Origin of the sequence: Phaeobacter sp. (assembly GCF_022825805.1) — a bacterium.
Taxonomy (GTDB): domain Bacteria; phylum Pseudomonadota; class Alphaproteobacteria; order Rhodobacterales; family Rhodobacteraceae; genus Phaeobacter.
The window spans coordinates 20195-45787 of record NZ_JAJDWC010000043.1; the positions used below are offsets into that span (position 1 = coordinate 20195).

Below are 25593 nucleotides of genomic sequence, written 5' to 3' on the forward strand. Positions count from 1 at the left end.
CAGACAGCAGCAGGTCCAGAAGCTTTCGGATTTCTTATGGGCCGTAAAAACAACAAATCCCGCCGAAGCGGGATTTATCAGAGGTCATGTCTTGGGGAGGTGATGGAAGGGCGGACCAGCGTGGGGCCGTATCAGGCCCCGACCGCCATACGGTGATCGCCACCCATCTGGTCATCCTGCGGATCACGCAGCACGTAGCCGCGGCCCCAGACCGTTTCGATATAGTTATCACCACCTGTGGCTGTGCTGAGCTTCTTGCGCAGCTTGCAGATGAACACATCAATGATTTTCAGTTCGGGTTCATCCATGCCGCCATAGAGGTGGTTCAGGAACATTTCCTTGGTCAAGGTGGTGCCCTTACGCAGGCTCAGCAGTTCCAGCATCTGGTATTCCTTGCCGGTCAGATGGACCGCCTTGCCGCCGACTTCGACGGTTTTGGCATCAAGGTTAACCGAAATCTTGCCGGTGTTGATGATCGACTGCGAGTGCCCTTTGGAGCGGCGAATGATCGCGTGGATACGCGCCACCAGCTCCTCGCGGTGGAACGGTTTGGTCAGGTAATCATCCGCGCCGAAACCAAAACCTTTGATCTTGTTGTCGGTGTCATCTGCACCAGACAGGATCAGGATCGGTGTTTCGATCCGGGCCATACGCAGCTGGCGCAGCACCTCGTGACCGTTCATGTCTGGCAGACCCAGATCCAGCAGGATCAGATCGTAATCATACAGCTTGGCGAGGTCGATGCCCTCTTCACCAAGGTCGGTTGAATACACGTTGAGGTTGGCATGAGTCAGCATCAACTCAATGCTCTTTGCTGTTGTCGGATCATCCTCAACAAGAAGAATGCGCATATTATTTTCTCCGCCTGTACACTGTTTCCCTCAGGTTGGATTAACCATGCGGGATAAAAGTTAACGGCCCGTTACCATGATGGTTAATTTGCGCATCTAGCTCAAGTGAAATTCAATTTTTCGTATTATTGTTTGCGATAGTCTTTCAAACGGGTCGCTTTCAAGGCGTCTTCACCATGGTCGGCCACCGCTGAAACCCAGCTGCGGAACTCTTCCTCGCTGAGCCCATAGCGGCGCATCGCCTCGGTTTGGGGAATCAACCCATAGAGCACACCGCGCACCACCGCAGCCTTGCGCGAGGCAACCCAGCGGCGCGTGGTCTCTGGCGGCAGATCGGCGCGGGTCATCACCGTGCCATCCGGCAAGGTCACCGCACGTGGCCCATCAACTTTTTTCAAGAACATCGCCGTTTCCTTCGTCTGGAGCCGTGAATTGGTCCGCCTCCAGTCTCACCCGAACCAATTAAAGAGCCGTGAAGCATACCCCTTGAGGATCGTTAGGATTTTCCTATATTCTGCCAGGTCTGTTCCCCCCACCTCGAGGAGTGCCTGATGGCGCAGGATGCTATGTCCCAGCTCAATTCGCTCGGTTTTGCCAAACCCCCGTCTGAAACGCGGGTGGTTGTTGCCATGTCCGGCGGCGTCGATAGCTCTGTTGTTGCAGCATATTTGGCCGATCAGGGCTATGATGTGGTGGGTGTGACGCTGCAGCTTTATGACCATGGTGCAGCGCTTGCGAAAAAGGGCGCCTGCTGTGCTGGGATCGATATCCACGATGCACGGCGAGTCGCGGAGGAACGCGGATTTCCCCATTATGTTCTGGATTATGAGAACATTTTTAAGGATGCGGTCATTGATGAGTTTGCCGACAGCTATCTTGCTGGCGCAACACCAGTGCCCTGCATTCGCTGCAACGAGCGGGTGAAATTCAAGGATCTGCTGGAAACGGCCAAGGATCTGGAGGCCGACTGCATGGCCACTGGTCACTATATCCAGCGGATGATGGGCGAACATGGACCGGAATTGCACTCGGCTGAGGATGCCAACCGCGATCAGAGCTATTTCTTGTTCTCAACCACTCCGGAGCAGCTGGATTTTCTGCGTTTCCCGCTTGGCCATCTGCCGTCCAAGGATGCAACCCGCGACATGGCGGCGCAATATGGTCTGGCGGTGGCCGATAAACCCGACAGCCAGGACATCTGTTTTGTGCCCAACGGCGATTATGCCAGCGTCATCGAGAAACTGCGCCCTGGTGCGGCGGAACCGGGCGAGATCGTCCATGCAGATGGTCGCGTTCTGGGCCAGCACAACGGGGTGATTCACTACACCATCGGTCAACGCCGTGGTCTGGGGATCGGTGGGCTGAGCGAGCCGCTTTATGTTGTGAAACTGGATGTGGACAGCAAGCAAGTTGTTGTCGGGCCAAAAGAAATGCTGGCAACCCGGACAATACCGGTGCGCGAGATCAACTGGCTTGGCGACCAGCCATTCACCAGCCAGCCAGAATGGCATCTGAAGGTAAAAGTCCGCTCTACCCGTCCCCCGCGCGAGGCAATCATTCGCCCGATTTCCGACACCGAAGCAGAAGTGGAGCTGCTGACACCGGAGGAAGGCATCTCTCCCGGTCAGGCTTGTGTGTTCTACGCTGGCGAAGGCAGCCGTATCTTTGGTGGTGGCTGGATCTGGAGAGGCCACTGATCTGGTGATTGGCCTCTGCCGTTTCCTAAAATGAGGTTAACGCCCCGAGTCACCGCAGCTCGGGGCGTTAACACTTTGATCAGGGTTTTGCCCCGCGCCATCTCAAAAATTTACCAATTTGTTTCCAGATTTGCGCCGAAACCACCAAATATGGCGGGGTGAAATAGGTCCACCACCAGATATCAGGCAGCCCCATAGAATTGTCGGGATCAGGCCGAATCCGCTCAACGCTGCGGCAGGCGGTCCAGAACGGCGCGGGCGGCACGCAAACCTGGGGCGTCCCCGCCCTCACCCAATCGGTCCATCGTTGTTGCCATCGCATCGGCCTGCGCGGTTGGGTCCGCCAGAACCTGCATCAGCGCCGCAGCGATGCGATCCGGGGTACAGTCTGGGCCCAGACATTCGGGCACAACACGGGTATCGCTGACAAGGTTGACCAGTGTCACCGTATCGATCAGCGCCATACGGCGCATGATCTGCCATGTGAGCCACTGAAATTTATAAGCAATCACCATCGGGGTGCGGCTTGCCGCAAGTTCGAGCGAGACCGTACCAGAGGCCGCAAGAGCCAGATCCGCAGTCGCAAAGGCCGCACGTTTGTGGGCTTTGGCCTGCTCTGGACCGAGCGTATTCGGGTCGATCACAATGGCCGTATCTGTCCAATCGGACAGGTGATGGCGCACCAGATCGGCCACCGGCCCGGCCGCCGGCACCACAACACGGTATTCTGCATGGGTCTGCTGGAACCGGCGCAACGCGGCACCAAACACCGGCGCCAACCGGTTGACCTCGGAGCGTCGTGACCCCGGCAGGGCCAGCAAACAGGGCGCCTGCCCCAGATCATAGGCTTCGCGGAATGCAGCGATCTCGGCCTCTGTGGCTTTGGGTTCGGCCACAACGGGATGGCCGACGAAGTCACACTGCATGCCTGCCGCTTCCATATAGGGCGGCTCAAACGGCAGCAGCGCCAGCACATGATCAATCACCCGCGCCATTTTCTGCGCCCGTTTCGGCCGCCAGGCCCACACGGACGGGGCGACATAGTGAACAGTGCGCAAAGCGCTCGCCTCTTTGACCAAAGCGGCCACGCGCAGGCAGAAATCGGGACTGTCGATGGTGATCAGCACATCGGGTTGATAGGCCAGCACCGCATCCGCGGTTTCCCGGATCCGCTGTTTCAGATGCCGATACTTTGGCAGCACCTCCGCGAGGCCCATCACCGACAGTTCCGACATATCAAAGCGGGAGTGCAGCCCCTGCTCTGCCATCGCGCTGCCGCCAATGCCCTGGAATTCAACGTCTGGACGCAAGTGGCGCAGCCCTGCCATCAGGGCCCCACCCAGCCGGTCGCCCGAGGGCTCCCCGGCAAGGATAAAGACCCGCAAACTCATCCAGCTGGACGCAGCCAGAGGAACAGGCCGTGCCGGTTGCAGGCTGCGATCACCTCGTCCTGATCCAGCACAATGACGCCACCGGCCTCCAGCACGATCCCCGACAGACCAGCCGCGGCTGCGAGTTCGACCGTCTGTGGGCCGATTGTGGGCAGATCTGCGCGGCGGTCCTGACCCGCTTTGGGCGCTTTGAACAGCAGCCCGCCGGTGCCATCTGGCCGGGCCTGCAGGGCCTGCAGCATCCAATCGGTGCCAAAGAGGTTCTCCACCGCAATCGCCTGCCCCCGCCGGATGGCACAGGACTGGCCAACGTCGGCCTGGCTCATGGCGGCCACAACCGCACTGCCACGTGCTGCATCCGCGTGATCGATCTCGCCCGGTTGGGTGTCGCTCACGACGCCTTCGCCCATCAACAGATCGGGCGCCACATCGTGGGCGGTGCGCACCGTCATACCGGCCTGTTCAAACAATCCGATGATCGCACGCAACGCACCGTCATCGCCATCTGTCAGCGCCGCCTGCAACACCGGCACCAGCGGCATGGTCTGGGCGTCGATTTCGCGAGGATCGATGGGCGGACGGCCAACTGCACCAGCGAGGCAGATTTCAGTGACACCGCTGGCCGTGAGCCGGGCGATGAAACTGCCCAGATGTTCCAAGCGAAAGGTCAGTTCAGGATCGATATGATCCGGCTCGGAGCCCTGCATCGCGCAGACGAGGGGACGGGCTGCCAGCCGTGCGGCGACTTCTGCGGGCAAAGCGCCGCGCCCTGCGATCAATGCCAACATGAGATCAGCCCCCCGGCGTCAGGAAAGAGCGATCGCTCTCGCCTGTGATGAAGTCCACGATTTCCTGGACATAGGCGCTGTCAGATTCAACACCGAGACGACGCGCGCGTTCCTGGAAGGTGCCTTCTCCCTGCGCCAGCATCTGAAAGGCCGCGCGCAAAGCGGTGATATCGGCCCGTTGCACCCCACGCCGTTTGAGCCCGACGAGGTTCAACCCGTCCAGTTCACCACGTGGTGCCTGCACCAGCCCAAAGGGAATGACATCATTGGTCACCATGGTCACCGCACCGATGATGGCGCCGCGGCCAATGCGCACCCATTGATGGATGCCTGACAGACCGCCGATGATAACATCATCCTCCAGCACGCAGTGGCCTGCCACCGCTGCGGAGTTGACCACAATCACCCGGTCGCCGATCTGCGCATCATGGGCCACATGGCAGCCGGCCATAAACAGACCATCGTTGCCAATACGGGTGACGCCGCCGCCGCCTTCGGTGCCCGCGTTCACGGTCACATGTTCACGGATCCGGTTGCGTTCGCCGATGATGGTTTTGCTTTTCTCGCCGTTGAACTTCAGATCCTGCGGCACTTCTCCGATGACTGAGAAGGAAAACACCACCGTGTCGGCGCCAATTTCGGTGTCACCGGTGACCACCACATGGGATTTCAGCTCAACCCGCGCGCCAAGCACGACATCCGGCCCGACCAGGCAAAACGGGCCGATGATGCAGCCCTCGCCGATGGTGGCCCCGTCTTCGATCACCGCGCTGGGATGGATCTGTGTCATCTGGTCAGTCCTTTTGCAGATCAACCATGGCAGAAAACTCCGCTTCTGCCGCGACCTCCCCGTCGACCGATGCCACCCCTTTGAATTTGAAGATCTTGCCGCCCGGCTTGCCGCGGGTGGTTTCCACGCGCATTTCCAGCACATCGCCAGGGATCACTTTGCGGCGGAACTTACATTTGTCGATGTTCATGAAATAGATCAACAAATCAGAGTCGATCATATCCATGCCAACGCCCAGCATGACGCCAGCGGTCTGGGCCATCGCCTCGACGATGGTGACGCCCGGCATAATCGGCGCGCCAGGGAAATGCCCCTGGAAATGCGGCTCGTTCATGGTGACGTTCTTGATCCCGCAGGCCGATGCGTAGCCGTCGATTTCCACGACCTTGTCCACCAGCAGAAACGGATAGCGATGCGGCAAAATCCGCTGGATCAGATGAATGTCGGCGCTCTTCAGCTCGGATGTCATTGCGGGCTTCCCGTAGTGTGGTTTGTTGAACCTGTCCTAGCAACTGCCCGCGTCTGGGGCAAGCGCAGCGGCAGGCGGTCGCGCGATCACTCGTCCGTGGTGGACGGGTCGTTTTGCAGCCCATCGCCCAGTACTTCGTCGATGCGGGCGATTGCCAGATCCGTGACATCGGCGGCATCAGCGCTGAGGAATACGGTCGCGTGCTCCAGAATGGCACCAGCCCCCGACTCGCGCATGATCTGCTGCAGAATGGGCAGCGAGGCGGCAAAGAAGTCCCGCCGTGCCGCTTCGCCCATCTGATTGATCTGGTTCAGCTTGCGCTGTTGATCGCGACGGGTTTCCTGCACTTTTTCGTCAAACGCATTGGCCAGCGCGCGAAATGCCTCTGGGTCCATATCGGCGCGTCGTTCCGTCAGATCCAGTTCTTCGGCGCGCAACTGCGCCTCGATCCGGCGGTTTTCAGCCGTCAGAACCGCGCCTTCGGCTTCCAGTTCACGGGCGACACGGCGGCCAAACGCGCTTTCGGCATAAAGCCGGTCGGATTGAATGGTCAGCAATCCGGTCTGCGGCGCGCCGAGCGGAAAGCTCTCTCCGACGCCGAAACCAAGCGGCGCGGCCTGTGGATTCGGAACCTGGGTGTTCGAAACCTGTGTGTTTTGGACTTGCACCGCCTGGGCCTGAACAGTCTGGCCTTGTACAGCCTGAATCTGCGCAGGTTGACCCTGTGTCTGGCCTCCCGTCTGAGCCAGCCCCTGCGCCTGTGCTGCGGTTCCAGTGGCTAGTCCCGCAATCCCAGCCGCAACCAAAGCAACCGACAACAGCCCACAACGGAGGAAAGACGCCAACCCTGCGGCCAGCGTCTTGTCGTGATCACTCTGCCGTGGATCCACAGCCCGCATCATATGCGTCAGAACCGAGCCTGCAGCGTGAGGTCAAAGTTCTGCTCCTGGTCGAAGTCCTCTTTCTTCAGCGCTTTGGAGAAGTTGAACCGCAAGGGGCCAAACCCTGTCGTCCAGAGCAGCGAGAACCCGACCACGTGACGATAGGATCCGCCGCGGCCGACAATTGCCCCACCAGCAGCGCCGGTGTCCGCGTTTTCCAATCCCCACAGGTTGCCGACATCGTAGAACAGGCCACCACGCAGACCGATTTCCTCCGGCAGGCCAAGTGGGAATTCGGCATCAAGACGCAGCGCCGCGTAGTAGTTGCCGCCCAAGAAGTCGTTGTAGTTGCCACCAGCCCCATTGGAGGATTGATCCCGCGGGCCAATCCCGCCCGGTTCAAAGCCACGCAGAATGCTGGGCGACAAAACAAAACGGTCAATCGACCGGCTGAAACCATCACCCTGCCAGCTGAAAGCACCTGCTTCGACGGTGGCGCGCAGCGTTACTTCTTCGTTGAAGATGCGCCGCTGAGCGACGATTTTGGCGGTGCTGCGCAGATATTCGCTGTCGCCACCAAGACCGGCATAATCCGCGCCCAGTTCCACCAGGAAACTGCGGTTCGGGTCCAAACCGTTGATCCGGCTGTCCACTGTGTAGGTGAAGCCCAACGTGGACGCATTGCGCGCGCCCTGAGCGATTTCACTGCGTACCACTGGCCCCGCAAGCGGAATGCCATTGCTGTCATCGCCGCGGCTGATCATCTCGTCCATGTCCCAGCCATAGCGCACCTGCAGGCGGCTGTTCTCTGAGGTCTCGAAGGTCAGCGCAGGCGAGAAGAACGCCCGTTTGGTGTCATAGAGCGCAAAGCTGGAATCAGTTTCCGACAGGCCAAGATCCAGATCAAACCGCAGATCACGGCCCAGCAGATAAGGTTCTGTGAAGCCCAGCGTGTATTCCTCCGCATCCTGCGCGGTGGAGATATTGAACGATAGGCGCTGGCCGCGGCCCAAGAAGTTGTTCTCGGAGAGGCCGAGCGTCAGGCCAAACCCGTCGTTGACGGAATAGGCACCGCCCAGGTTCAGCGATCCGGTGGGGCGTTCTTCGACATCGACGTCGACGACCACTTCGCTGGGGCTGCTGCCTTCGCGGACCTCAACATCTGCGGCGGCAAAGAAACCAAGCGCGCGCACGCGCTCTGCGCTTTCACGGATTGCCCGTGGATTGAAAGGATCGCCTTCGACCGTGCGGAACTGTTGACGGATCACGCGGTCAAGCGTGGTGGTATTCCCCTCGATATCGATCCGCTCCACAAAGACGCGCGGACCGCGGGTCAGCGTGAATTCGACATCCAGCGTCAGATCCCGATCGTTGCGGGTGATCCGCGGTTCAACCCGCAGGAAATCGATCCCTTTGCGGATCCCAAGCGTTTCCAGCCGCGTAATTGCGTTTTCCAGAACGGTGGGCGCATAGACAACACCAGGCTTCACCCGCAGCGCTGCCCGGAACTCATCCGCATCGGCCTCTGACATCTCGCTGGTGACTGTGATCTCACCGAACTTGAACTGCTGGCCTTCGGTGATATCCACCACCAGGAAGACGCCATCACGCTCTTCGGTGACTTCGGCGTTGGTGCTGTTCACGCGCACATCGACGTAGCCGCGAGACAGGTAGAAATCGCGCAGGACTTGCTTGTCGAATTCCAGACGGTCTTCGATCAGCGTGTCCGAGTTGATGAAGGACCGCAGCAGACCTGCTTGTTTGGTTTCCAGAACCCGGCGCAGACGGCGGTCCGAATAGACACGGTTGCCGACAAACGACACGCGCTCGACCTCGATGGTGTCGCCTTCGGACACTTCGAAGATCAGATCCACGCGGTTGTCGCTGCGACGGATGATGCGCGGTGTGACGGTCGAGGCAAGCCGCCCCTGCGCGCCATAGGCCTCGGCCAGATTGGAGGCATCGCGTTCAGCCACGGTCGGGTTGAACACGCGGCGCGGGGCCGATTCGATCAACGCGAGCAGCGCGTCATCCTTGATCCGGCGGTTGCCCTCAAAGCTGATGCGGTTGATCGTCGGGAACTCTGTGACCTTGATCACGAGGGTGTTGCCCTGCGGCACAACCTCCACGGTCTCAAACACGCCGCTGTCCAGGATCCGCTGATAGGCGTCGTTCAACTGTCCGGCAGTGACAGTCTCCCCACGTTCCAGCCCGGTATAGGCCACAATGGTGGAGGATTGGATCCTCTGGTTGCCCTCGACGCGCACATTGCTGAAGCTATAGCTTTGCGCTGCGGCCTCCTGTGGTGTCACGACAACTCCCATCGCGACGGCAAATGCCAATACGGATGCACTTTTATACAACATCTGGACGCCAAATTTGCGGCCACCACAGGATTTACCTGCGTCATTCCCCCGAACCATCAGTCAAAACCCGATTTTTTAACAGCTTTGTTTCGTGCGTATCGGGTTTATCCGTCATTGTCAAAAGCAACAAAAAAGGCGCGTAGGGATTTCCCCACGCGCCCAGAGCACACAACAGCCTGCAATATCAGAGACTGCCAATCCAAGCGCCTGCAATCAGCGCCCCCAAAATCGTCACTGCGGACAGCGCACGATCCCAGTTGAGGCGCACAAACAGACCCAATCCTGTCTTGGTTGATTGTAGACTATTCATCGCTTCCACTCTCCCACCTTAGTTCTGTCAAACCGGCTCTCTGCCTCAGCGTGATATTTGGTTGCACGCGATACCGTTTCCGGACGCTGCGATCACGCTGCCCACCAGCAGATGACAAAAGAGTTAACGGGCGAATGTGGCGACAGTTGGGCACCAGACCGTGGCATCGCGCGGATATTTATAAAATTTTAATGATTACACCCCACGCAGGGGCCGTATTGCGTCAGCTGCGCGTGGATAAACGGCCGCGACAAATGCGCCGCAAACAGGCGAAAACAAAATGCCGACCAGCAGAGCTGATCGGCATCAAGTCTTGCGTGGCTCGGTTGATCAGCGGATCAACAGAACAGATCATTGCCCAAAGCAAACACCATGAGCGTCAGGATCGCGGCAATGCCAAAGCTCATCAGCAGGCGCATAACGCGATCGCTTGGCGGTTTGCCGGTGACGGCCTCATAGGCGTAGAACATCAGATGTCCGCCATCGAGCGCTGGGATCGGGAAGAGGTTCAGCAACCCCACAGCGGTCGACAGGACCGCGATGAAACGAATGAAGCTTTCTGCGCCCTGGCTGGCCATCGCACCAGAGGTTTCGGCAATGCCAATCGGACCAGACAGGTTGCAGGTGCTGATCGCGCCGGTGATCATGTGGCTCAACCCGCTGAGCGACATATCCACCACAGCCCAGACCTGAAGCGCGCCGCCGCTCAGAGCCTCGGTGAAGGGCACGGTTTCGCTGGCCTGCTCAAACGCCAGACCGCCGACGATACCCATGCGCCAGCGGGTGGCAAAGCCGCCGTCGGGCTGTGGTTCATCGACCCGCCGTGGTGACAGAGCCGCGGAAAATTCCGTGCCATCGCGCCACACGGTCAGATCCAACTCTGCGCCATTTGCGCTTTCGACAGCCTCTTTCAGCTGATCGAAGGTGAAGATTGCATTTCCATCCACACCCGCGATCACGTCACCTGGGCGCAACCCGATGTCAGACGCCGCACTGCGCGGGGCGACGGCGTGAACATAGGGGGGCCAGGGATAAGGACCAGTGACCTCAATCTCGGCGCCATCCCGCAGAACACGATAGGACAGCGATTGTTCGCTCGGCACAGTCCGGCGGAAGGTTTCCCAGGCAGGTCCGTCGCTCAGCGAGGGAACCGGCAGCCCTGCCACATCCAGCAGCTCATCCCCGGCCTGCAGCCCAACGGGTTCGCTCAGCTCTGGCAGATTGACCAGTCGATCAATGGTGATCGGATCGCGTGGCGTGCCCTGCGACCAGAACACCAGGGTGAAAATCACCGCAGACATGATGAAGTTGAACACCGGGCCCGCCGCCACAGTGGCCGCTCTGGCCCAGAGGGGCGCGCCATGCATGGTGCGGCGCAGCGCTGCGGGATCGGCGGCGGCGGCCTGCATCGCATCCGCATCCTTGCCAGAGGCCGCATCCGCATCGCCCAGAAATTTCACGAACCCACCAAAAGGCAACAGCGCGATCTGCCAGCGGGTCCCGCGTTTGTCGACCCGCGATGCCAAGACCGGACCAAACCCGAGCGAGAACACCTCCGCATGGATGCCGCACCAGCGACCGACGATGTAATGGCCGTATTCATGCACCGCCACAATCACCGACAGGGCGAGCACAAAACTGGCCACAATGTAGAAAAATCCGCCCAGTTGCGGCAGGAGGGATACAAAATCCAATGGTTTACCCTGTCTTACGTTAGAGGAGAGAGTCGATATCTACCCGTGCGAGATGGTCCATGCGACGCACCGCATCAAGGGTCATCAGATCATCTAGCCCCATATCGTCCCTGTCAAAGCGCTGCATGACACGGGCCACCCGGTCTGCCATATCCAGAAACCCGATGCGTCCGGCAATAAAATGGTCCAAAGCGCGCTCTTTTGCGGCATTGAACACCGCACCCGACAATCCGCCACGATCCATCACATCATAGGCCAGTTGCAGCGCCGGGTAGCGCTGCAGATCGGGGCTGCGGAAACTCAGCTGTGCCAGTTTGGCAAAATCCAGACGCTCGACCGGCAGGTCCTGACGTTCCGGCCAATGCAGCGCGTAGCCGATGGCGTGGCGCATGTCTGGCGCGCCAAGATGCGCCATCACCGCGCCATCGCGAAAGCCGACCATAGCGTGCACAATCGATTCCGGGTGGACCAGAACCTCGATCTGCGCCGGGTCGACCCCAAAATACTCTCGCGTTTCAATGACTTCCAATGCCTTGTTGAACATAGACGCGCTGTCGATTGTGATGCGCTGTCCCATTGCCCAATTGGGATGTGTTGAGGCCTCATCGACGGTCGCGGATTTCAACCGCTCCAGCGGCCAGTCCCGAAATGCACCACCCGAAGCGGTGATAATCACCCGCTCGACCGCCGCCATATCTTCGCCGACCAAGGCCTGGAAAACGGCTGAATGCTCGCTGTCCACCGGCAAGAGGCGCGCATTATGATCACGCGCAGTTTTCAGCAGCAGCTGTCCGGCACAAACCAGCGATTCCTTATTGGCCAGGGCAAGCGTCGCTCCCTGTTTCAGCGCCTCCAGCCCCGGCACCAATCCGGCCGCACCGACAATCGCGGACATCACCCAATCAGCCGGGCGTTGCGCCGCCTCCTTCAGGGCGGCATCACCCGCCGCTGCCTCGACCGGGTGGCCGACCAGTGCAGCCCGCAGCGCAGGCAGCTGGTCTTCGCGTGCGGTGACGGCCACATCGGCGCGCAATTCAATGGCATCGCGGGCCAGTTGGGCGATATTGCCTGCACCCGTCAGCGCAACAACGTCGTAAGCCTCCGGCGCGCGTCGAATGAGATCGATGGTGCTTTGACCGACGGAACCCGTGGCCCCAAAAATGGAAGTCTTGCGCATCAGATCGCTCCGCCCGGCAGCCCCCAAAGGCTCAGCACCAAGAGCACCATCACGGCCGCCCCCAACATACCGTCGAACCGATCAAACAGCCCGCCATGTCCGGGGATCAACTGGCTGGAATCCTTGACGCCGCAGCGCCGTTTCAGCGCGCTTTCCGCGACATCACCGGCCTGGCTGGCCATGGACACCAACACAGACAACACCACAACGCCGTAGCCAACGGGCGCTTGCGTGGCAAAAGCCAGACCAACGCCAGCGGCCGCGAGCCAACCGGCCGATGTGCCAGACCAGGTCTTCTTTGGGCTGACGGCGGGCCAGAATTTGGGGCCACCAATCGCCTTGCCCGCGAAATAACCCGCCACATCGGTGGCGACCACCACAGCGACCAGCCAGATCATCCAATCGAGGCCCAGAACGCTGCGCATCCAGATGAAAGCAAACCCTGCAAACATCACCCAGATGGCAAATCCCGCAAAGCTCGCACGGCGAATACCGATTACGGCCAGTCCCAGCACAACCGGCATCAACAAAAGCCCAACAGCGTTGAGCCCGCCCATCAGCGCAGCCGCCAGCACCGCGCCCGTGGACAAGACCCCAAGCGGCAGCGCGATGCCAGAGCGATCCGGCGCCAACATGCGCATCAATTCCCAGATCATGCCACCGCAGCAGGCGGCGATGAGCACATCAAAGACCACGCCACCGACCCAAACGGCAAAACCGCCCAACAGGATCATCACCACCGCCGACATCAGCCGCGGCAGTAAATCGGACCAGCGCCCGGCCCGGCTCATGTCCGCACCGCTCCGAACCGGCGATCGCGCTGCCCGTAGCTCTCGCACAGGCGCCGCAGTTCCTCGGCGGTAAAATCGGGCCACAGCGTGTCGATGAATTCATATTCGGCATAGGCCGATTGCCAGAGCAGGAAATTCGAGATCCGCGCCTCGCCGCTGGTGCGGATCACCAGATCCGGATCGGGCAGCACATGGGTATCCAGATACTTCGGCAGGGTTTCCTGATCGACATCCTCGGGCGCCAACCGCCCTGCGGCCACATCTTCGGCCAGACGCCGGGTGGCGCGGGCCACTTCGTCACGCCCGCCGTAATTCAGCGCGATGGTCAGATGGGTGCCATCGTTTGAAGCGGTTTCCTGCTCCAGCTGGTCCATCAATCCGACCAGCTTGGCATCCAGACGCTCGCGGTCCCCGATAAAACGGACACGCACATTGCGTTGGGCCAAGGCTTTCATCTCTTTGGAGATATACCGGCGGAACAAGCTCATGAGGCCTGCGACCTCAACCTGGGTGCGTTTCCAGTTCTCGGTGGAGAAGGCAAATATGGTCAGGTATTTCACGCCGAGATCAGGACAGCATTCCACCACCTCTCGCACGCGTTTTGCGCCGGCGTGATGGCCAAACAGGCGCGGTCGTCCCCGCGCCTGCGCCCAACGCCCGTTGCCATCCATGATGATCGCAACATGTTTCGGACCGAAATCGGTTGTCTGCACAACCGGATCCGGCGCTAAGGCGGTGTTTGACCCCTGTGACATCCGAAAAGATCAGACCTGCATGATTTCGGCTTGTTTGACTTCCAGCGCCTGATCAACGGATTTGATCATGGTGTCCGTCAATTCCTGAACCTCACCTTCCCACAGCTTCTGGTCGTCCTCGGACATGCCGTCTGCCTTGGCTTTCTTGATCTGGTCCATACCGTCACGGCGCACGTTGCGGATCGCAACCCGGGCGCTTTCGGCATATTGGCCCGCAACCTTGCCCAACTCGCGGCGGCGTTCCTCGTTCAGCTCAGGAATAGGCAGCATGATGATGGTGCCATTGAGCTGCGGGTTGATCCCAAGCCCGGATTCGCGGATCGCTTTTTCCACTTTGCCGACCAGTGATTTGTCCCACACATTGATGGTCACCATCCGGGGTTCCGGCACATTGACGGTACCAACCTGGTTGATCGGTGTCATGGAACCGTAGGCGTCGACCATGACCGGCTCCAACATGGAGGCGGAGGCGCGGCCGGTCCGCAAGGATGCAAATTCGGTCTTCAGGTTGGCCATGGCGCCATCCATGCGGCGCTGAAGATCATCGGTATCAAGAATAAAATCGTCAGACATTCTGCTCTCTCCCCTGACTTGAGGCGGTGTTTCTTATGCTCATAAGCCATTGGTGCAAGGTTGTATAGCAATCATGCCGCAGATTCATCCGCTAGGCAGTGCGAACCCTCGTCCGATGCGGTCACATACTGCCTCTGTCATGCAGGTGGGTAGTTCCACCAAAGCCGGTCACAGAAGGATCGAGCACCAAGCGAAGCAATGACGAGCGCCGCACAGATCCGAAATAGAAAACGGGCGCAAAGCGGATCCCGCTCTGCGCCCATTCTATCGTTTTCAGCTGTGGTTGTTGGCCTCTGAGCCGGTCAGCCCTGCACTTTGGTATATGTGCCCTGCCCGGCCAGAATGCCGCGGAAGCCGCCTGGTTCATCCAGCGGGAACACGATCAATGGCAGGTTGTTGTCCCGCGCCAAGGCAATGGCAGAGGCGTCCATGACCTTCAGGCGTTTGGCCAGCACCTCATCATAGCTGATCTCGTCAAACCGCACCGCGTCGGCATGTTCCTTGGGGTCTTTGTCATAAACGCCATCGACGCCGTTCTTGCCCATGAAAATCGCCTCGCAGGCCATTTCATTGGCGCGCAGCGTCGCGGCGGTATCCGTGGTGAAATACGGGTTGCCGGTGCCCGCCGCAAAAATGCAGACCCGTTTTTTCTCCAGGTGGCGGACGGCACGACGGCGAATATAGGGTTCAGCTACCTCGTCCATGCGGATCGCCGAAATCACGCGGGTGAAGACGCCCAGCCCCTCAAGAGCGGATTGCATCGCAAGGGCGTTCATCACCGTGGCCAGCATCCCCATGTAATCCGCAGTTGTCCGCTCCATCCCCTGCGCGGAGCCGGACAGGCCGCGGAAGATGTTGCCACCGCCAATGACCATGCAGATTTCGACGCCCAGATCGCGGACCGATTTGACCTCTTGCGCGATCCGCTGAACGGTCGGCGGGTGCAGCCCGAACCCCTGGTCGCCCATCAGCGCCTCACCAGAAATCTTCAGCATGACGCGTTTATAGGTTGCCGCCGATGTGGCCACCGGCTGATCGTTGTTGTCGGGCATGTTGCGCTCCGGATTGTGACGGGGTTAGATTACGCGCAAAATGAAGCAAATCAGCGGCGGGATCAATGCGCGCCGACGATGTTTTTCGGCCCTTTCTCGCAGTGCGGGAGCTGCCTGGCTGCAGCATCCGCAAAACAGGATCACCCACAGGATCACTTAATGACACTCCTCTCCTTGTTGCCCCAGATTGATCCTGAGGCGCCTGTGCTGATCGCTGGGCCAACCGCCTCGGGCAAATCGGCCCTGGCGCTGGCCATCGCGGCCGAACAGGGCGGCATTATTGTGAATGCCGATGCCAGCCAGATCTACGACTGCTGGCGGGTGATCACCGCGCGCCCCTCGGTCGAGGAAGAAGCCCAGGCAGAACATGCGCTTTATGGGCATATCCCGTTTGATGCCACTTATTCCGCTGGCCATTGGCTGCGCGAGGTCTTGCCCCTGCTGTCAGGGCCCAAGCGCCCGATCATCGTGGGCGGAACTGGTTTGTATTTCTCCACATTGACCGAGGGGCTGGCGGATATCCCCGCCACGCCCCCAGAGGTGCGGTTGCACGCCGACGGCCTGCCGCTGGAGCAGCTGCGTGCAGAACTGGACACACGAACCGCGGCGAAGATCGACCTGCTGAACCGGGCACGGGTGCAGCGGGCGTGGGAGGTGCTGCGCGCGACGGGACGCGGGCTGGCCGACTGGCAGGCCGACACCCCTGCGCCACCCTTGCCGCTGTCGCGATGCACGCCGATTGTCATGACCCCGGAAAAGTCGTGGTTGGAGGCGCGGATCCGCAAGCGCTTTGATCTCATGCTGGAGCAAGGCGCGCTGGAGGAGGTCGCGGCCATGTCGCCGCATTACGACCCGCAGTTGCCTTCCTGCAAAGCGATTGGCGTGCCGGAACTTATGGCCTATCACCGCGGAGAGATGTCGCACGCCGAAGCCCGCGAAGCAGCCGCTGTCTCCACCCGGCAGTTTGCCAAACGCCAACGCACCTGGTTTCGCAAACGCATGTCCGACTGGCATCCGGTCAATCCGGGCTAACGACCAGGCCTAACAAACCGCGCGAGACCCCGGGCGAAGAGCGAGACCAAGAACCAGGGCTAACCTGTCTCAAATCAAAGCGAAATTGTCGTTTTCCCGCATGAGGTGCGATCAGCAACACTTATTGAGACGTATGCGTGCGTAATACGCACAAGTGTTCGGCGAAATATGACTTATCCGACTAATCGCTTGATTGTGTGCGGGGTTAGCTGGCAAAAACTTGCCAGAATCATTTGTTTGAGGCTTTTTCGCCTCGAATTACGCGCCACACTTATAATCAGTATACTTATGCCCTTCGACCCTTCCGTTTCCGGCGAGATCTCTGTTGTTCCCCTGGCTCATCTTGCCCTGGCTCATCTTGCGCGTGAGGGAGCCTGGCAGCTTGAGCTGGCACATGACCTGAAAGAGCATCTGTTGGTATGGGTGACGCGGGGTCAAGGGCGGGTTTTTCTGAACGGTCAGCAGCGCGGGTTCGGCCCCCATAGTGCGATTTTCGTCCCGGCAGGCACACTGTGGTCAATTGAACTGGGTCGCCAATGCATGGGACTGGTGATGAAAGTGCCCACCGCTGTCGGCATGGATTTCCCGGAAACGCCCGAAGCCCTGCGGATCCCGGAGGCGCAGGACCAGGCGATCATCAACGGCATGTTGCAGTCCATGCAGACAGAGCAGCAAAACCGCCCGCCACTTTGGTATCGCGCCATGCAGGCCCATGGCACATTGATTGCGATCCACTTGCGCCGACTGCTTGACGCGCACACAGCACTGCCGGTGAAACTGACTGCGGCACAGCGGCTGGCGCAGGGGTACTGCGCACGGATCGTCAAATGCTACGCCCAGCATGCCAGCATGGCGGACCACGCCGCAGAGTTGAATGTCACCCCCACCCATTTGACCCGTGTCTGCAAATCCGAGACGGGCAAAACCGCAGGCGCTCTGCTGACTGAACGCCAGTTGCACGCAGCCCGCACGCTGTTGGTGACGACGGATTTGCCGATGCGGGACATTGCTTCGACGCTTGGTTTTGGCAGCGCGGCCTATTTCACGCGTTTCATCACCCAGCACACGGGCGAGACGCCAAGCAAGCTGCGCAAGCAGTCGCGCGAAAAACAAAAACGCGCCGCCTGATCACCCGCCCATTTATCGGCCCCAGTCATCGGGCCCATTCATCCACCCAATCATCCGCTACACGATCTGCGGGGCAGAGACAGCAGGTGTATTCTGCCCATGATGCACACCCGGGAAACGTCTCAGGTGTATGGACCAACGGGGTCTACAGCGTTCAGTTGTCTGAATAAACCGATGCGGAACTGGCCTCACCAATTGCGGATGTCAGATACACGTCAAACGCAGCGCCCGATGCAGCCACGGACGCCGTTCCGCGGATCAGAGAATCTGTCGCTTCTGGAACTAGGCAGCAGTGCACAGTTCTCCACCGGGCAATCCCGACTTTGACGCAAAATTCTAAAAACGACATCCAAAATGTCGGAAAAAATACCCGATGTGCCGAAAACATGCATTGACGTCCCCCCAGATCTGGGGCCGAATGTGGTTACGGGGCAACAAGCGTTGAAAACTGCGTCACCTGAGCACGGTCCAGACCAAAATAGGACTGTCCCAAAAACGACAGGACCAGAGCCAGCAAACCCGTGGCGCGACAGGGAGAGTTACATGACAAAAGACACCATCACCGGGACGGCAATCCACCCGGCCGCAGAGATGTATGCCTCTGAGACACTCGCGGGAAAGATGGACCGACGTGAATTCCTGACCCGCGCCACGGCGCTGGGCGTCACCGCGTCGGCGGCCTATGGCATGATCGGTCTGTCCGCCCCGGTGGAAGCCGCCGGTCACAAGCAGGACGGCGGCACGTTGCGCTGCCAGATGGAAGTGCGCCCGCTGAAGGACCCGCGCACCTATGACTGGTCGCAGATGGGCAACCTGACCCGCGGCACCATGGAATATCTGGTGGAATACAACAACGACGGCTCGATGCGCGGCATGCTACTCGACAGCTGGGAAATCAATGAAGACGCCACCGTCTACACGCTGAATGTGCGCAAGGGCGTGAAATGGAACAACGGCGATGATTTCACCGCCGAAGACGTCGCCCGCAACATCGCAGGCTGGTGCGACAAGTCGGTTGAAGGCAACTCCATGGCTGGCCGCTTCGGCTCGCTCGTCGACGCTAATACCGGCAAAGCCATTGAAAACGCAATCGAAGTGGTCGACAGCCACACGGTGCGTCTGACCCTGCCGTCGTCGGATATCTCGCTGGTGCCTGGCATGGCCGACTACCCGGCTGCCATCGTTCACAGCAGCTTCCAGACCGATGATTTCACCGCGAACGTGGGCACCGGCCCCTACGTGCTAAGCGAATTGGAAGTGGGCGTCAAAGCCGCGCTGGACCGCAACAGCGATCACACATGGTGGGGCGAAGAGGTCTTTGGCCGCCCGGCGCTGGACCGGATCGAATATATCGACTTCGGCACCGACTCGGCCTCCTGGTTGGCCGCACTGGAATCCGAAGAAGTCGACATGCTCTATGAATCCGTCGGTGAGTTTATCGATGTCATGGACAGCCTCGGCTACGTGAAATCCGAAGTGGTCACCATGTCGACCATCGTGGTGCGCCCGAACCAGCTGGCCGAAGTGGATGGCAAACAGCCCTATGCGGACAAACGTGTGCGTCAGGCGATTGCCATGGCGGTGGACAACAATGTCTGCCTCGAACTGGGCTATGGTGGCCGGGGTCAGGCCGCGGAAAACCACCACGTCGGACCGATCCATCCCGAATATGCCGAACTGCCTGCCCGCAAGGTCGACGCAGCCGCCGCGCGCGCGCTGATGGAAGAAGCCGGGATGATGGATTTCGAGCATGAGCTGGTGTCCATCGACGATGACTGGCGCAAAAACACCACCGACGCTGTGGCCGCCCAGCTGCGCGATGCGGGCTTCAAGGTGAAGCGGACCGTTCTGCCAGGCACCACGTTCTGGAACGACTGGGTGAAATACCCCTTCAGCTCCACCAACTGGAACCACCGCCCCTTGGGTGTGCAAATCCATGCGCTGGCCTATCGGTCCGGCGAAGCCTGGAATGAATTTGGCTGGTCCAACGAAGAGTTCGACGGCCTGCTGGCCGAGGCTCTGTCCATCGCGGACGCAGACAAGCGCCGGGAAGTCATGGCGAAGATGGAAGCCATCATTCAGGATGAAGGTGTCACCATCCAGCCCTACTGGCGCTCGCTCTATCGCCACCTGCGCGAAGGCATCGTCGGAGCGGATATGCATATCTCCTTCGAACACCACCACTACAAGTGGGGTTGGGCTGCCTGATCGGTCCAGGTTGAGCCAGAAACCGGCCTGCTCGTATTGAGCAGGCTGCCAGCACAGACGCGGTTGACGTCTGCTGCGCAGATCTTTGCGGGTCTGCGCGGCAGCGACCCTGCGTGACAGACCGACAGGACACTCCATGGGACTCTTTATCTTGCGTCGAACAGGCGTGATGATCCTGACGGCAATTTGCCTGACGTTCATCGTGTTCTTTTTGACAAACCTCTACCCCAACCTCGAAAAGCTCGCCAAGACCGAGGGCAACTTCCGCATGTCGGATGAGGCCGTGGCAAGCTGGCTCGACAAAAACGGATATCTGCAGCCGGTGGCGGTGAAATACGGCCAATGGCTTGGCGTCTTGCCTGGCTGGCGAGCTGAAACCGAAGAAGGCATCACAGGGCGGTGCATCGACGGACCGGTCAGCGCCGAAGCCGCAGCACAAGCGCCGCGGTTCTGTGGCGTCATCCAGGGCGATTGGGGATATTCGACGCGGTTCAAAGATGGGGTCTGGTCCATCATCAAAGTGCGTCTGGCCAACACCGGCTATCTGATGATGTGGGTGTTGATCGTCATGGTCCCAACCGCGCTGCTGATTGGTGTTCTGGCTGGCATGCGCGAGGGATCGGTCACCGACCGGTCGCTTTCCACCGCATCGATTTTGACCACTGCGACACCGGAATATGTCTCGGGGGTGATTTTCATCGCGGTCTTTACCTCCGCAACGGTGGGGCTGAAATGGTTCAAGGGTACCGCCACATCGGCGATGACAGAACCCACATTTGAAAATTTCTTCCTGCCGGTGATCACCATTGCTCTTTATGGCATCGGCTATATCGCCCGGATGACCCGCGCCTCGATGACCGAGGTGATGACCGCGCAATACATCCGCACCGCGCGACTGAAGGGTGTTTCATTTCCCAACATCGTCCTGCGCCATGCCTTGCGTAATGCGCTGATCGCGCCATTCACCGTGATTATGCTGCAATTCCCCTGGCTGCTGAGCGGCGTCGTCATTGTCGAAACCCTGTTCAATTACAAAGGGTTCGGCTGGTCTCTGGTCGAAGCGGCCGGGAACAACGATATCGAACTGCTGCTCGGCATCTCGGTTATATCCGTGGTTATCGTGCTGCTGACCCAGCTGATCTCTGACATTGGCTATGTCTATCTGAACCCGCGTATTCGGATCAACTGAGGGAGGATGCATTCATGGAACCGTTGACCTGGACCGGCAATCTGTCCTTTCTCACCCCGATCCTGTTTCTGAGCCTGAGCGCGCTTGGCCTCTCCATTGTGGCCTGGATGGTGCTGAGCGTCTTTGGCGGTCTGCGCGCCAGCGCCCAAGGCCCCTATGGCGCCCCTGCCCTGACCGCGACCCCTGATGGGTTGGCGGCACTTGGGGTGCGGCTGTCGCTGCTTGCTGTGGTCGCGCTGGTCGTGATCCACATTGCCTATGGCATCCTGTTCAGCACCTCTGGCGGTATCATTGGCGGCATGGCGCGACTGATGCTGCCGGTCTGGGTGGCGCTGGCGCTGTTGTTTTATGTCTCCATCACCTTCAAACGGCGGTTGGGGCTCTATGGCAAACTGTTTGACAGCCCCATCGGCATGATCGGCTTTGGCCTGGTGATGTTCTGGGTGTTCACCGGCATATTGGGCGCACTGGACCTGATCGCGCCGCATGACTCTCTGGCGCAGGTGTCCGGCATGAAGAACAAAGTCCCCGGCACGCCGGTGCCCGGCGCTGGCGAAGATGCAGGCATTGCTGCCTGGTATCTCCTGGGCGGCGACAATCTGGCGCGCGATGTGTTCAGCCGGTTGATCGATGGCGCCTGGGTGGTCGTACAGATCGCACCACTGGCGACGCTGTTTGCCTTTATGGTTGGGATCACCCTGGGGCTGCCGGCAGGATATTATGGCGGCAGGCTGGACACCGTGTTGTCCTTCCTCGCCAATCTCGTGCTGGCGTTCCCCGTGATCTTGCTCTTCTACCTGCTGGTCACACCGGAAATCGTGGCCACGGGTCTGCCGCAATATATCGGCGTGGTGCTCTTTGCCTTCCCGTTGATCTTTGCAGGGGTTCTGCTGCATTCGCGCTTTCGCACCCGACCACAGGCCAATGTCATCTGGCTGGCCGTGGTGCTGATCCCCGGTGTCCTGGGCTATATGTCGATGATCAATGAAGCCGGCTCCAAAATAGATTTCTGGCCCATTGATCTGTTTGACGTGCCGGGCGGCATCCTGGTGGTGTTCGTATCCGTGGTCTTTGTGAACTCCCCGACGGTGTTCCGCATCGTCCGGGGCCTGACGCTGGACATCAAGACACGCGATTATGTTGCGGCAGCCCAAACCCGCGGCGAGCGGCCCTGGTACATCATGTTGTGGGAGATCCTGCCCAACGCCCGTGGCCCGCTGATCGTGGATTTCTGTCTGCGCATTGGCTACACCACCATCCTTCTGGGCACGCTTGGGTTCTTTGGTCTCGGCCTGCCACCGGAAAGCCCGGACTGGGGCTCCACCATCAACGATGGGCGCAAGCTGTTGGCGATCTATCTGCATCCACCGCTGCCGCCTGCGCTGGCATTGTTGAGCCTGGTTCTGGGCCTCAACCTGCTCGCCGATGGGCTGCGCGAGGAAAGCCTGCGCGACTGATCCGAACCAACGTGACCGGGGGTCAGCCCCGCCGCCATCTGGGCATGATCCAATGGCGCCACAGGTGGCAGCCCCCGGGACAGTCGGAGCAAGCGGCAAAATCACCGTCCTGCTCCAGCCTGTCCCGCTCCGAATTGTCCCGCTCCAACAGGGAGACTACAAAATGAACAAACTGGCAGATTATGACGGCCCGATCCTGGAGATCGACAAGCTCTCAATTTCCTTCTTCACCCGCTTGCGCGAGATCCCTGCGGTGATGGATTTCTCCGTTGCGGTGCAACCGGGCGAAGCCGTCGGTCTCGTGGGCGAATCTGGCTGCGGCAAATCCACTGTTGCGCTTGGCGTTATGCAGGATCTCGGCAAAAACGGCCGCATCGTGGGCGGATCCATCAAGTTCAAGGGCCGCGATCTGGCGGAAATGACCGCTGAAGAGCTGCGCGATGTGCGCGGCAATGAAATCGCGATGATCTATCAGGAGCCGATGGCCTCGCTCAATCCGGCGATGAAGATCGGCAAACAACTGATGGAAGTGCCGATGATCCACGAAGGTGTCGGCAAAGACGAGGCCTACCGCCGTGCGCTGGAGGTGGTGACAGATGTGCGCCTGCCGGATCCGGAGCGGATGTTGAATTCCTTTCCCCATCAATTGTCCGGCGGTCAGCAGCAGCGGATCGTGATTGCCATGGCGCTGATGTCGAAACCATCGCTGCTAATCCTGGATGAGCCGACAACCGCATTGGACGTCACGGTCGAGGCGGCCGTGGTGGAGCTGGTCAAGGATCTCGGGAAGAAATACGGCACGTCGATGCTGTTCATTTCCCACAACCTCGGTCTGGTGCTGGAAACTTGCGACAGGCTTTGTGTGATGTATTCGGGCGAAGCGGTGGAGCGCGGCTCCATCCATGATGTCTTCGATGAGATGCGCCACCCTTACACGCAGGCATTGTTCCGCTCGATTCCGCTGCCGGGGGCCGATAAAAACGCCCGCCCACTGGTGGCGATCCCGGGCAACTTCCCGCTGCCCCACGAGCGACCAAATGGCTGCAACTTCGGCCCCCGCTGCGATTACTTCGAAGCCGGTCGCTGTGATGCAGGTGACATCCAGATGTCGGCGATTGCGGGCAACGACCGCCACCACACCCGTTGCCTGCGCCACGAGGAGATCGATTGGGACGCACCGATGGTGGCAGGTTCGCAGAAAGACCGGGCCGAACCCGGCGACGTCGTGCTGAAGATCGATGAATTGCGCAAATACTACGAAGTGGCCGCCAATGCGTTGTTCGACAACGGCGCCCGCAAGGTTGTGAAAGCCAATGAAACCCTGTCCTTTGAGGCGCGGGAGAGCGAAACCCTGGCCATCGTCGGGGAATCCGGCTGTGGCAAATCCACCTTTGCCAAGGTGCTGATGGGGCTGGAGACCGCGACAAGTGGGCAGATCCTGTTGGATGGCGCCAATATCGAAGCCACGCCCATTGAGGAACGGAACGCCAAAACCGTGGCGGATGTGCAGATGGTGTTCCAGAACCCGTTTGACACGCTCAACCCCTCCATGACGGTCGGACGTCAGATCCAGCGCGCACTGGAAATCTTTGGCATCGGGGCCTCCGAAGCAGAGCGCAAACAGCGCATGCTGGAACTGTTGGATCTGGTGAAACTGCCGCGTGCCTTTGCCGACCGAATGCCGCGGCAATTGTCAGGTGGCCAGAAACAGCGGGTTGGGATTGCCCGTGCCTTTGCCGGAGACGCGCGGATTGTGGTGGCCGACGAACCTGTCTCGGCGCTTGATGTGTCGGTGCAGGCTGCGGTGACTGATTTGTTGATGGAAATTCAGCGGGAACAGAAAACAACGCTGCTGTTCATCTCCCATGATTTGTCCATTGTGCGCTATCTGTCGGACCGGGTGATGGTGATGTATCTGGGCCATGTGGTGGAACTCGGCACCACGGATCAGGTGTTTGCACCCCCCTATCATCCCTACACCGAAGCGCTGCTGAGCGCGGTGCCCATTGCCGACACCAAGGTGGAAAAGCGCCATATCGTTCTGGAGGGCGACATCCCCTCTGCGATGAACCCGCCGTCGGGCTGCCCGTTCCAAACGCGCTGTCGCTGGAAATCGCAGGTGCCGGGGGGCCTGTGCGAAACCCAGGTGCCACCGCTGCGCCAGTTGGCAGATGACCATCAGATCAAATGCCACCTGAGCGAAGAGGATCTGGCGCAGATGGAACCGGTGATCAAGATCGCAGCGGAGTAGTCCGCTCTTGCACTGAGGCCGCCCATATTAAGGCCTTGCTGTCTTGGGCGGATCGGGGTCAGGGCTCACCTGCGCACAACGCGAGTGCGCCATACACAAACGGGCGCGGCAGCTCTCCTCTGCCGCGCCCGTATCGCGCCATCCCACCAGATATCAATCGTTTAGCTGAGCAGGAGCATCACGATCATCAGCAGGTTCATTGATGCAAACTGCATCAGGCGTGGCTTTTCGCGGTGCCGCAGGATGGCCAGACCTGCAAGGATCAGCGAGCCTGCAGCCCCCCCCAGGGCAGCGCCCCCCACCAAAAGGCCGGTCAACCCGGTCTCTGGCCCCCAAGGCGCCCCTGGGGTGATGATGCCTTTCAGACCCACCCCGATCAGAATGCCCAGGATCGCGCCCGCCAATGTGCTTTCCACACCGCGGATGACGATCGGTCCGCGTGTCGCCATGACGCTGTCCACGATCTGTGGCGATGGTCCAGCCTGTGGCTGCCATTGCATCTGGGTGAGACGTTGGTCAAAGCGATTGAGCGGCACTGGGTTTCCTCCTGATCTGCGCAATAGTTGACAAATGATTAAGGCAACTTTCTGGCGGCTTAACGGAGTTATACCGCACTCACCCCAAAACCCGAAATTTTTCGTGTGTTATGACCCTGAAGTTGTCTGAGACCTGATCTCGGAATGTTTTCCACTCTTTGGGGATGGTTTCGCGGAAGAATCTCAGGATCGCATCGGCGAATTGCT

22 protein-coding genes and 1 pseudogene are annotated in these 25593 nt (G+C 59.8%); 7 read left to right on the plus strand and 16 right to left on the minus strand.

Annotated features, from left to right (window positions below; translation table 11 throughout):
* Nucleotides 1-131: 131 nt before the first annotated feature.
* Together ctrA and Q0C28_RS04825 are read right to left on the minus strand one after the other, a co-directional pair.
* Nucleotides 132-851, minus strand: a complete 720-nt coding sequence (gene ctrA / locus Q0C28_RS04820; protein WP_293573519.1) for a response regulator transcription factor CtrA — start codon at nt 849-851, stop codon at nt 132-134.
* A 125-nt stretch (nt 852-976) separates the two neighbouring features.
* Complete coding sequence (locus tag Q0C28_RS04825) at nt 977-1255, minus strand: DUF1153 domain-containing protein (protein ID WP_293573520.1); 279 nt, start codon at nt 1253-1255, stop codon at nt 977-979.
* 147 nt (nt 1256-1402) lie between these two features.
* On the opposite strand from Q0C28_RS04825, the gene mnmA reads away from it, so the two are divergent.
* On the plus strand, nt 1403-2548 hold the full coding sequence (gene mnmA / locus Q0C28_RS04830) for a tRNA 2-thiouridine(34) synthase MnmA (RefSeq protein WP_293573521.1): 1146 nt from the start codon (nt 1403-1405) through the stop codon (nt 2546-2548).
* A gap of 224 nt (nt 2549-2772) precedes the next feature.
* Here mnmA and lpxB read toward each other — a convergent pair whose 3' ends face one another.
* From lpxB to pyrH, 12 genes are all read right to left on the minus strand, one after another.
* Nucleotides 2773-3939, minus strand: a complete 1167-nt coding sequence (gene lpxB, locus Q0C28_RS04835) for a lipid-A-disaccharide synthase (RefSeq protein ID WP_293573522.1) — start codon at nt 3937-3939, stop codon at nt 2773-2775.
* On the minus strand, nt 3936-4727 hold the full coding sequence (gene lpxI / locus Q0C28_RS04840; protein WP_293573523.1) for a UDP-2,3-diacylglucosamine diphosphatase LpxI: 792 nt from the start codon (nt 4725-4727) through the stop codon (nt 3936-3938). The genes lpxB and lpxI overlap by 4 nt, the downstream gene beginning before the upstream one ends.
* A gap of 4 nt (nt 4728-4731) precedes the next feature.
* Nucleotides 4732-5517: an acyl-ACP--UDP-N-acetylglucosamine O-acyltransferase gene (gene lpxA / locus Q0C28_RS04845; protein WP_293573524.1), complete on the minus strand. Its 786-nt coding sequence runs from the start codon at nt 5515-5517 to the stop codon at nt 4732-4734.
* Nucleotides 5518-5521: 4 nt separating this feature from the next.
* On the minus strand, nt 5522-5986 hold the full coding sequence (gene fabZ / locus Q0C28_RS04850; RefSeq protein WP_293573525.1) for a 3-hydroxyacyl-ACP dehydratase FabZ: 465 nt from the start codon (nt 5984-5986) through the stop codon (nt 5522-5524).
* An 86-nt stretch (nt 5987-6072) separates the two neighbouring features.
* Entirely contained in the window at nt 6073-6654 is a 582-nt protein-coding gene (locus tag Q0C28_RS04855) for an OmpH family outer membrane protein (protein ID WP_293573540.1), read from the minus strand.
* 239 nt (nt 6655-6893) lie between these two features.
* Nucleotides 6894-9233, minus strand: coding sequence for an outer membrane protein assembly factor BamA (gene bamA, locus Q0C28_RS04860; RefSeq protein WP_293573526.1), 2340 nt, complete (start codon nt 9231-9233; stop codon nt 6894-6896).
* 648 nt (nt 9234-9881) lie between these two features.
* Nucleotides 9882-11237, minus strand: coding sequence for an RIP metalloprotease RseP (gene rseP / locus Q0C28_RS04865; protein WP_293573527.1), 1356 nt, complete (start codon nt 11235-11237; stop codon nt 9882-9884).
* A 19-nt stretch (nt 11238-11256) separates the two neighbouring features.
* Nucleotides 11257-12414, minus strand: coding sequence for a 1-deoxy-D-xylulose-5-phosphate reductoisomerase (gene dxr, locus Q0C28_RS04870; protein ID WP_293573528.1), 1158 nt, complete (start codon nt 12412-12414; stop codon nt 11257-11259).
* The gene (locus Q0C28_RS04875) at nt 12414-13205 is read right to left on the minus strand and encodes a phosphatidate cytidylyltransferase (protein WP_293573529.1); all 792 of its coding nucleotides are present in this window, start codon (nt 13203-13205) and stop codon (nt 12414-12416) included. The genes dxr and Q0C28_RS04875 overlap by 1 nt, the downstream gene beginning before the upstream one ends.
* The gene (locus Q0C28_RS04880; RefSeq protein ID WP_293573530.1) at nt 13202-13960 is read right to left on the minus strand and encodes an isoprenyl transferase; all 759 of its coding nucleotides are present in this window, start codon (nt 13958-13960) and stop codon (nt 13202-13204) included. Before Q0C28_RS04880 ends, Q0C28_RS04875 begins: the two co-directional genes overlap by 4 nt.
* Before the next feature lie 9 nt (nt 13961-13969).
* On the minus strand, nt 13970-14533 hold the full coding sequence (gene frr, locus Q0C28_RS04885; protein ID WP_293573531.1) for a ribosome recycling factor: 564 nt from the start codon (nt 14531-14533) through the stop codon (nt 13970-13972).
* Between the two features lie 302 nt (nt 14534-14835).
* Nucleotides 14836-15585, minus strand: coding sequence for a UMP kinase (gene pyrH, locus Q0C28_RS04890; RefSeq protein WP_293573532.1), 750 nt, complete (start codon nt 15583-15585; stop codon nt 14836-14838).
* Nucleotides 15586-15744: 159 nt separating this feature from the next.
* On the opposite strand from pyrH, the gene miaA reads away from it, so the two are divergent.
* From miaA to Q0C28_RS04920, 6 genes are all read left to right on the plus strand, one after another.
* The gene (gene miaA / locus Q0C28_RS04895; RefSeq protein ID WP_293573533.1) at nt 15745-16617 is read left to right on the plus strand and encodes a tRNA (adenosine(37)-N6)-dimethylallyltransferase MiaA; all 873 of its coding nucleotides are present in this window, start codon (nt 15745-15747) and stop codon (nt 16615-16617) included.
* A 288-nt stretch (nt 16618-16905) separates the two neighbouring features.
* Complete coding sequence (locus Q0C28_RS04900) at nt 16906-17745, plus strand: AraC family transcriptional regulator (protein ID WP_293573534.1); 840 nt, start codon at nt 16906-16908, stop codon at nt 17743-17745.
* 543 nt (nt 17746-18288) lie between these two features.
* Nucleotides 18289-19953 carry an ABC transporter substrate-binding protein gene (locus Q0C28_RS04905; RefSeq protein ID WP_293573535.1) on the plus strand — a complete coding sequence of 555 codons (1665 nt, stop codon included), beginning with the start codon at nt 18289-18291 and terminating at the stop codon, nt 19951-19953.
* Nucleotides 19954-20089: 136 nt separating this feature from the next.
* Nucleotides 20090-21142 (plus strand): ABC transporter permease, encoded by a 1053-nt coding sequence (locus tag Q0C28_RS04910; protein WP_293573536.1) that lies wholly within the window; start codon nt 20090-20092, stop codon nt 21140-21142.
* A gap of 14 nt (nt 21143-21156) precedes the next feature.
* Complete coding sequence (locus Q0C28_RS04915) at nt 21157-22599, plus strand: ABC transporter permease (RefSeq protein ID WP_293573537.1); 1443 nt, start codon at nt 21157-21159, stop codon at nt 22597-22599.
* A gap of 163 nt (nt 22600-22762) precedes the next feature.
* A complete protein-coding gene (locus Q0C28_RS04920) occupies nt 22763-24850 on the plus strand; it encodes an ABC transporter ATP-binding protein (RefSeq protein WP_293573538.1) in 2088 nt (695 codons plus the stop codon).
* A 161-nt stretch (nt 24851-25011) separates the two neighbouring features.
* On the opposite strand, the gene Q0C28_RS04925 is transcribed toward Q0C28_RS04920, so the two are convergent.
* Together Q0C28_RS04925 and Q0C28_RS17725 are read right to left on the minus strand one after the other, a co-directional pair.
* Nucleotides 25012-25386, minus strand: a complete 375-nt coding sequence (locus tag Q0C28_RS04925) for a hypothetical protein (protein ID WP_293573539.1) — start codon at nt 25384-25386, stop codon at nt 25012-25014.
* Between the two features lie 79 nt (nt 25387-25465).
* Nucleotides 25466-25593: pseudogene (locus Q0C28_RS17725) on the minus strand (IS630 family transposase); the annotation flags it as partial.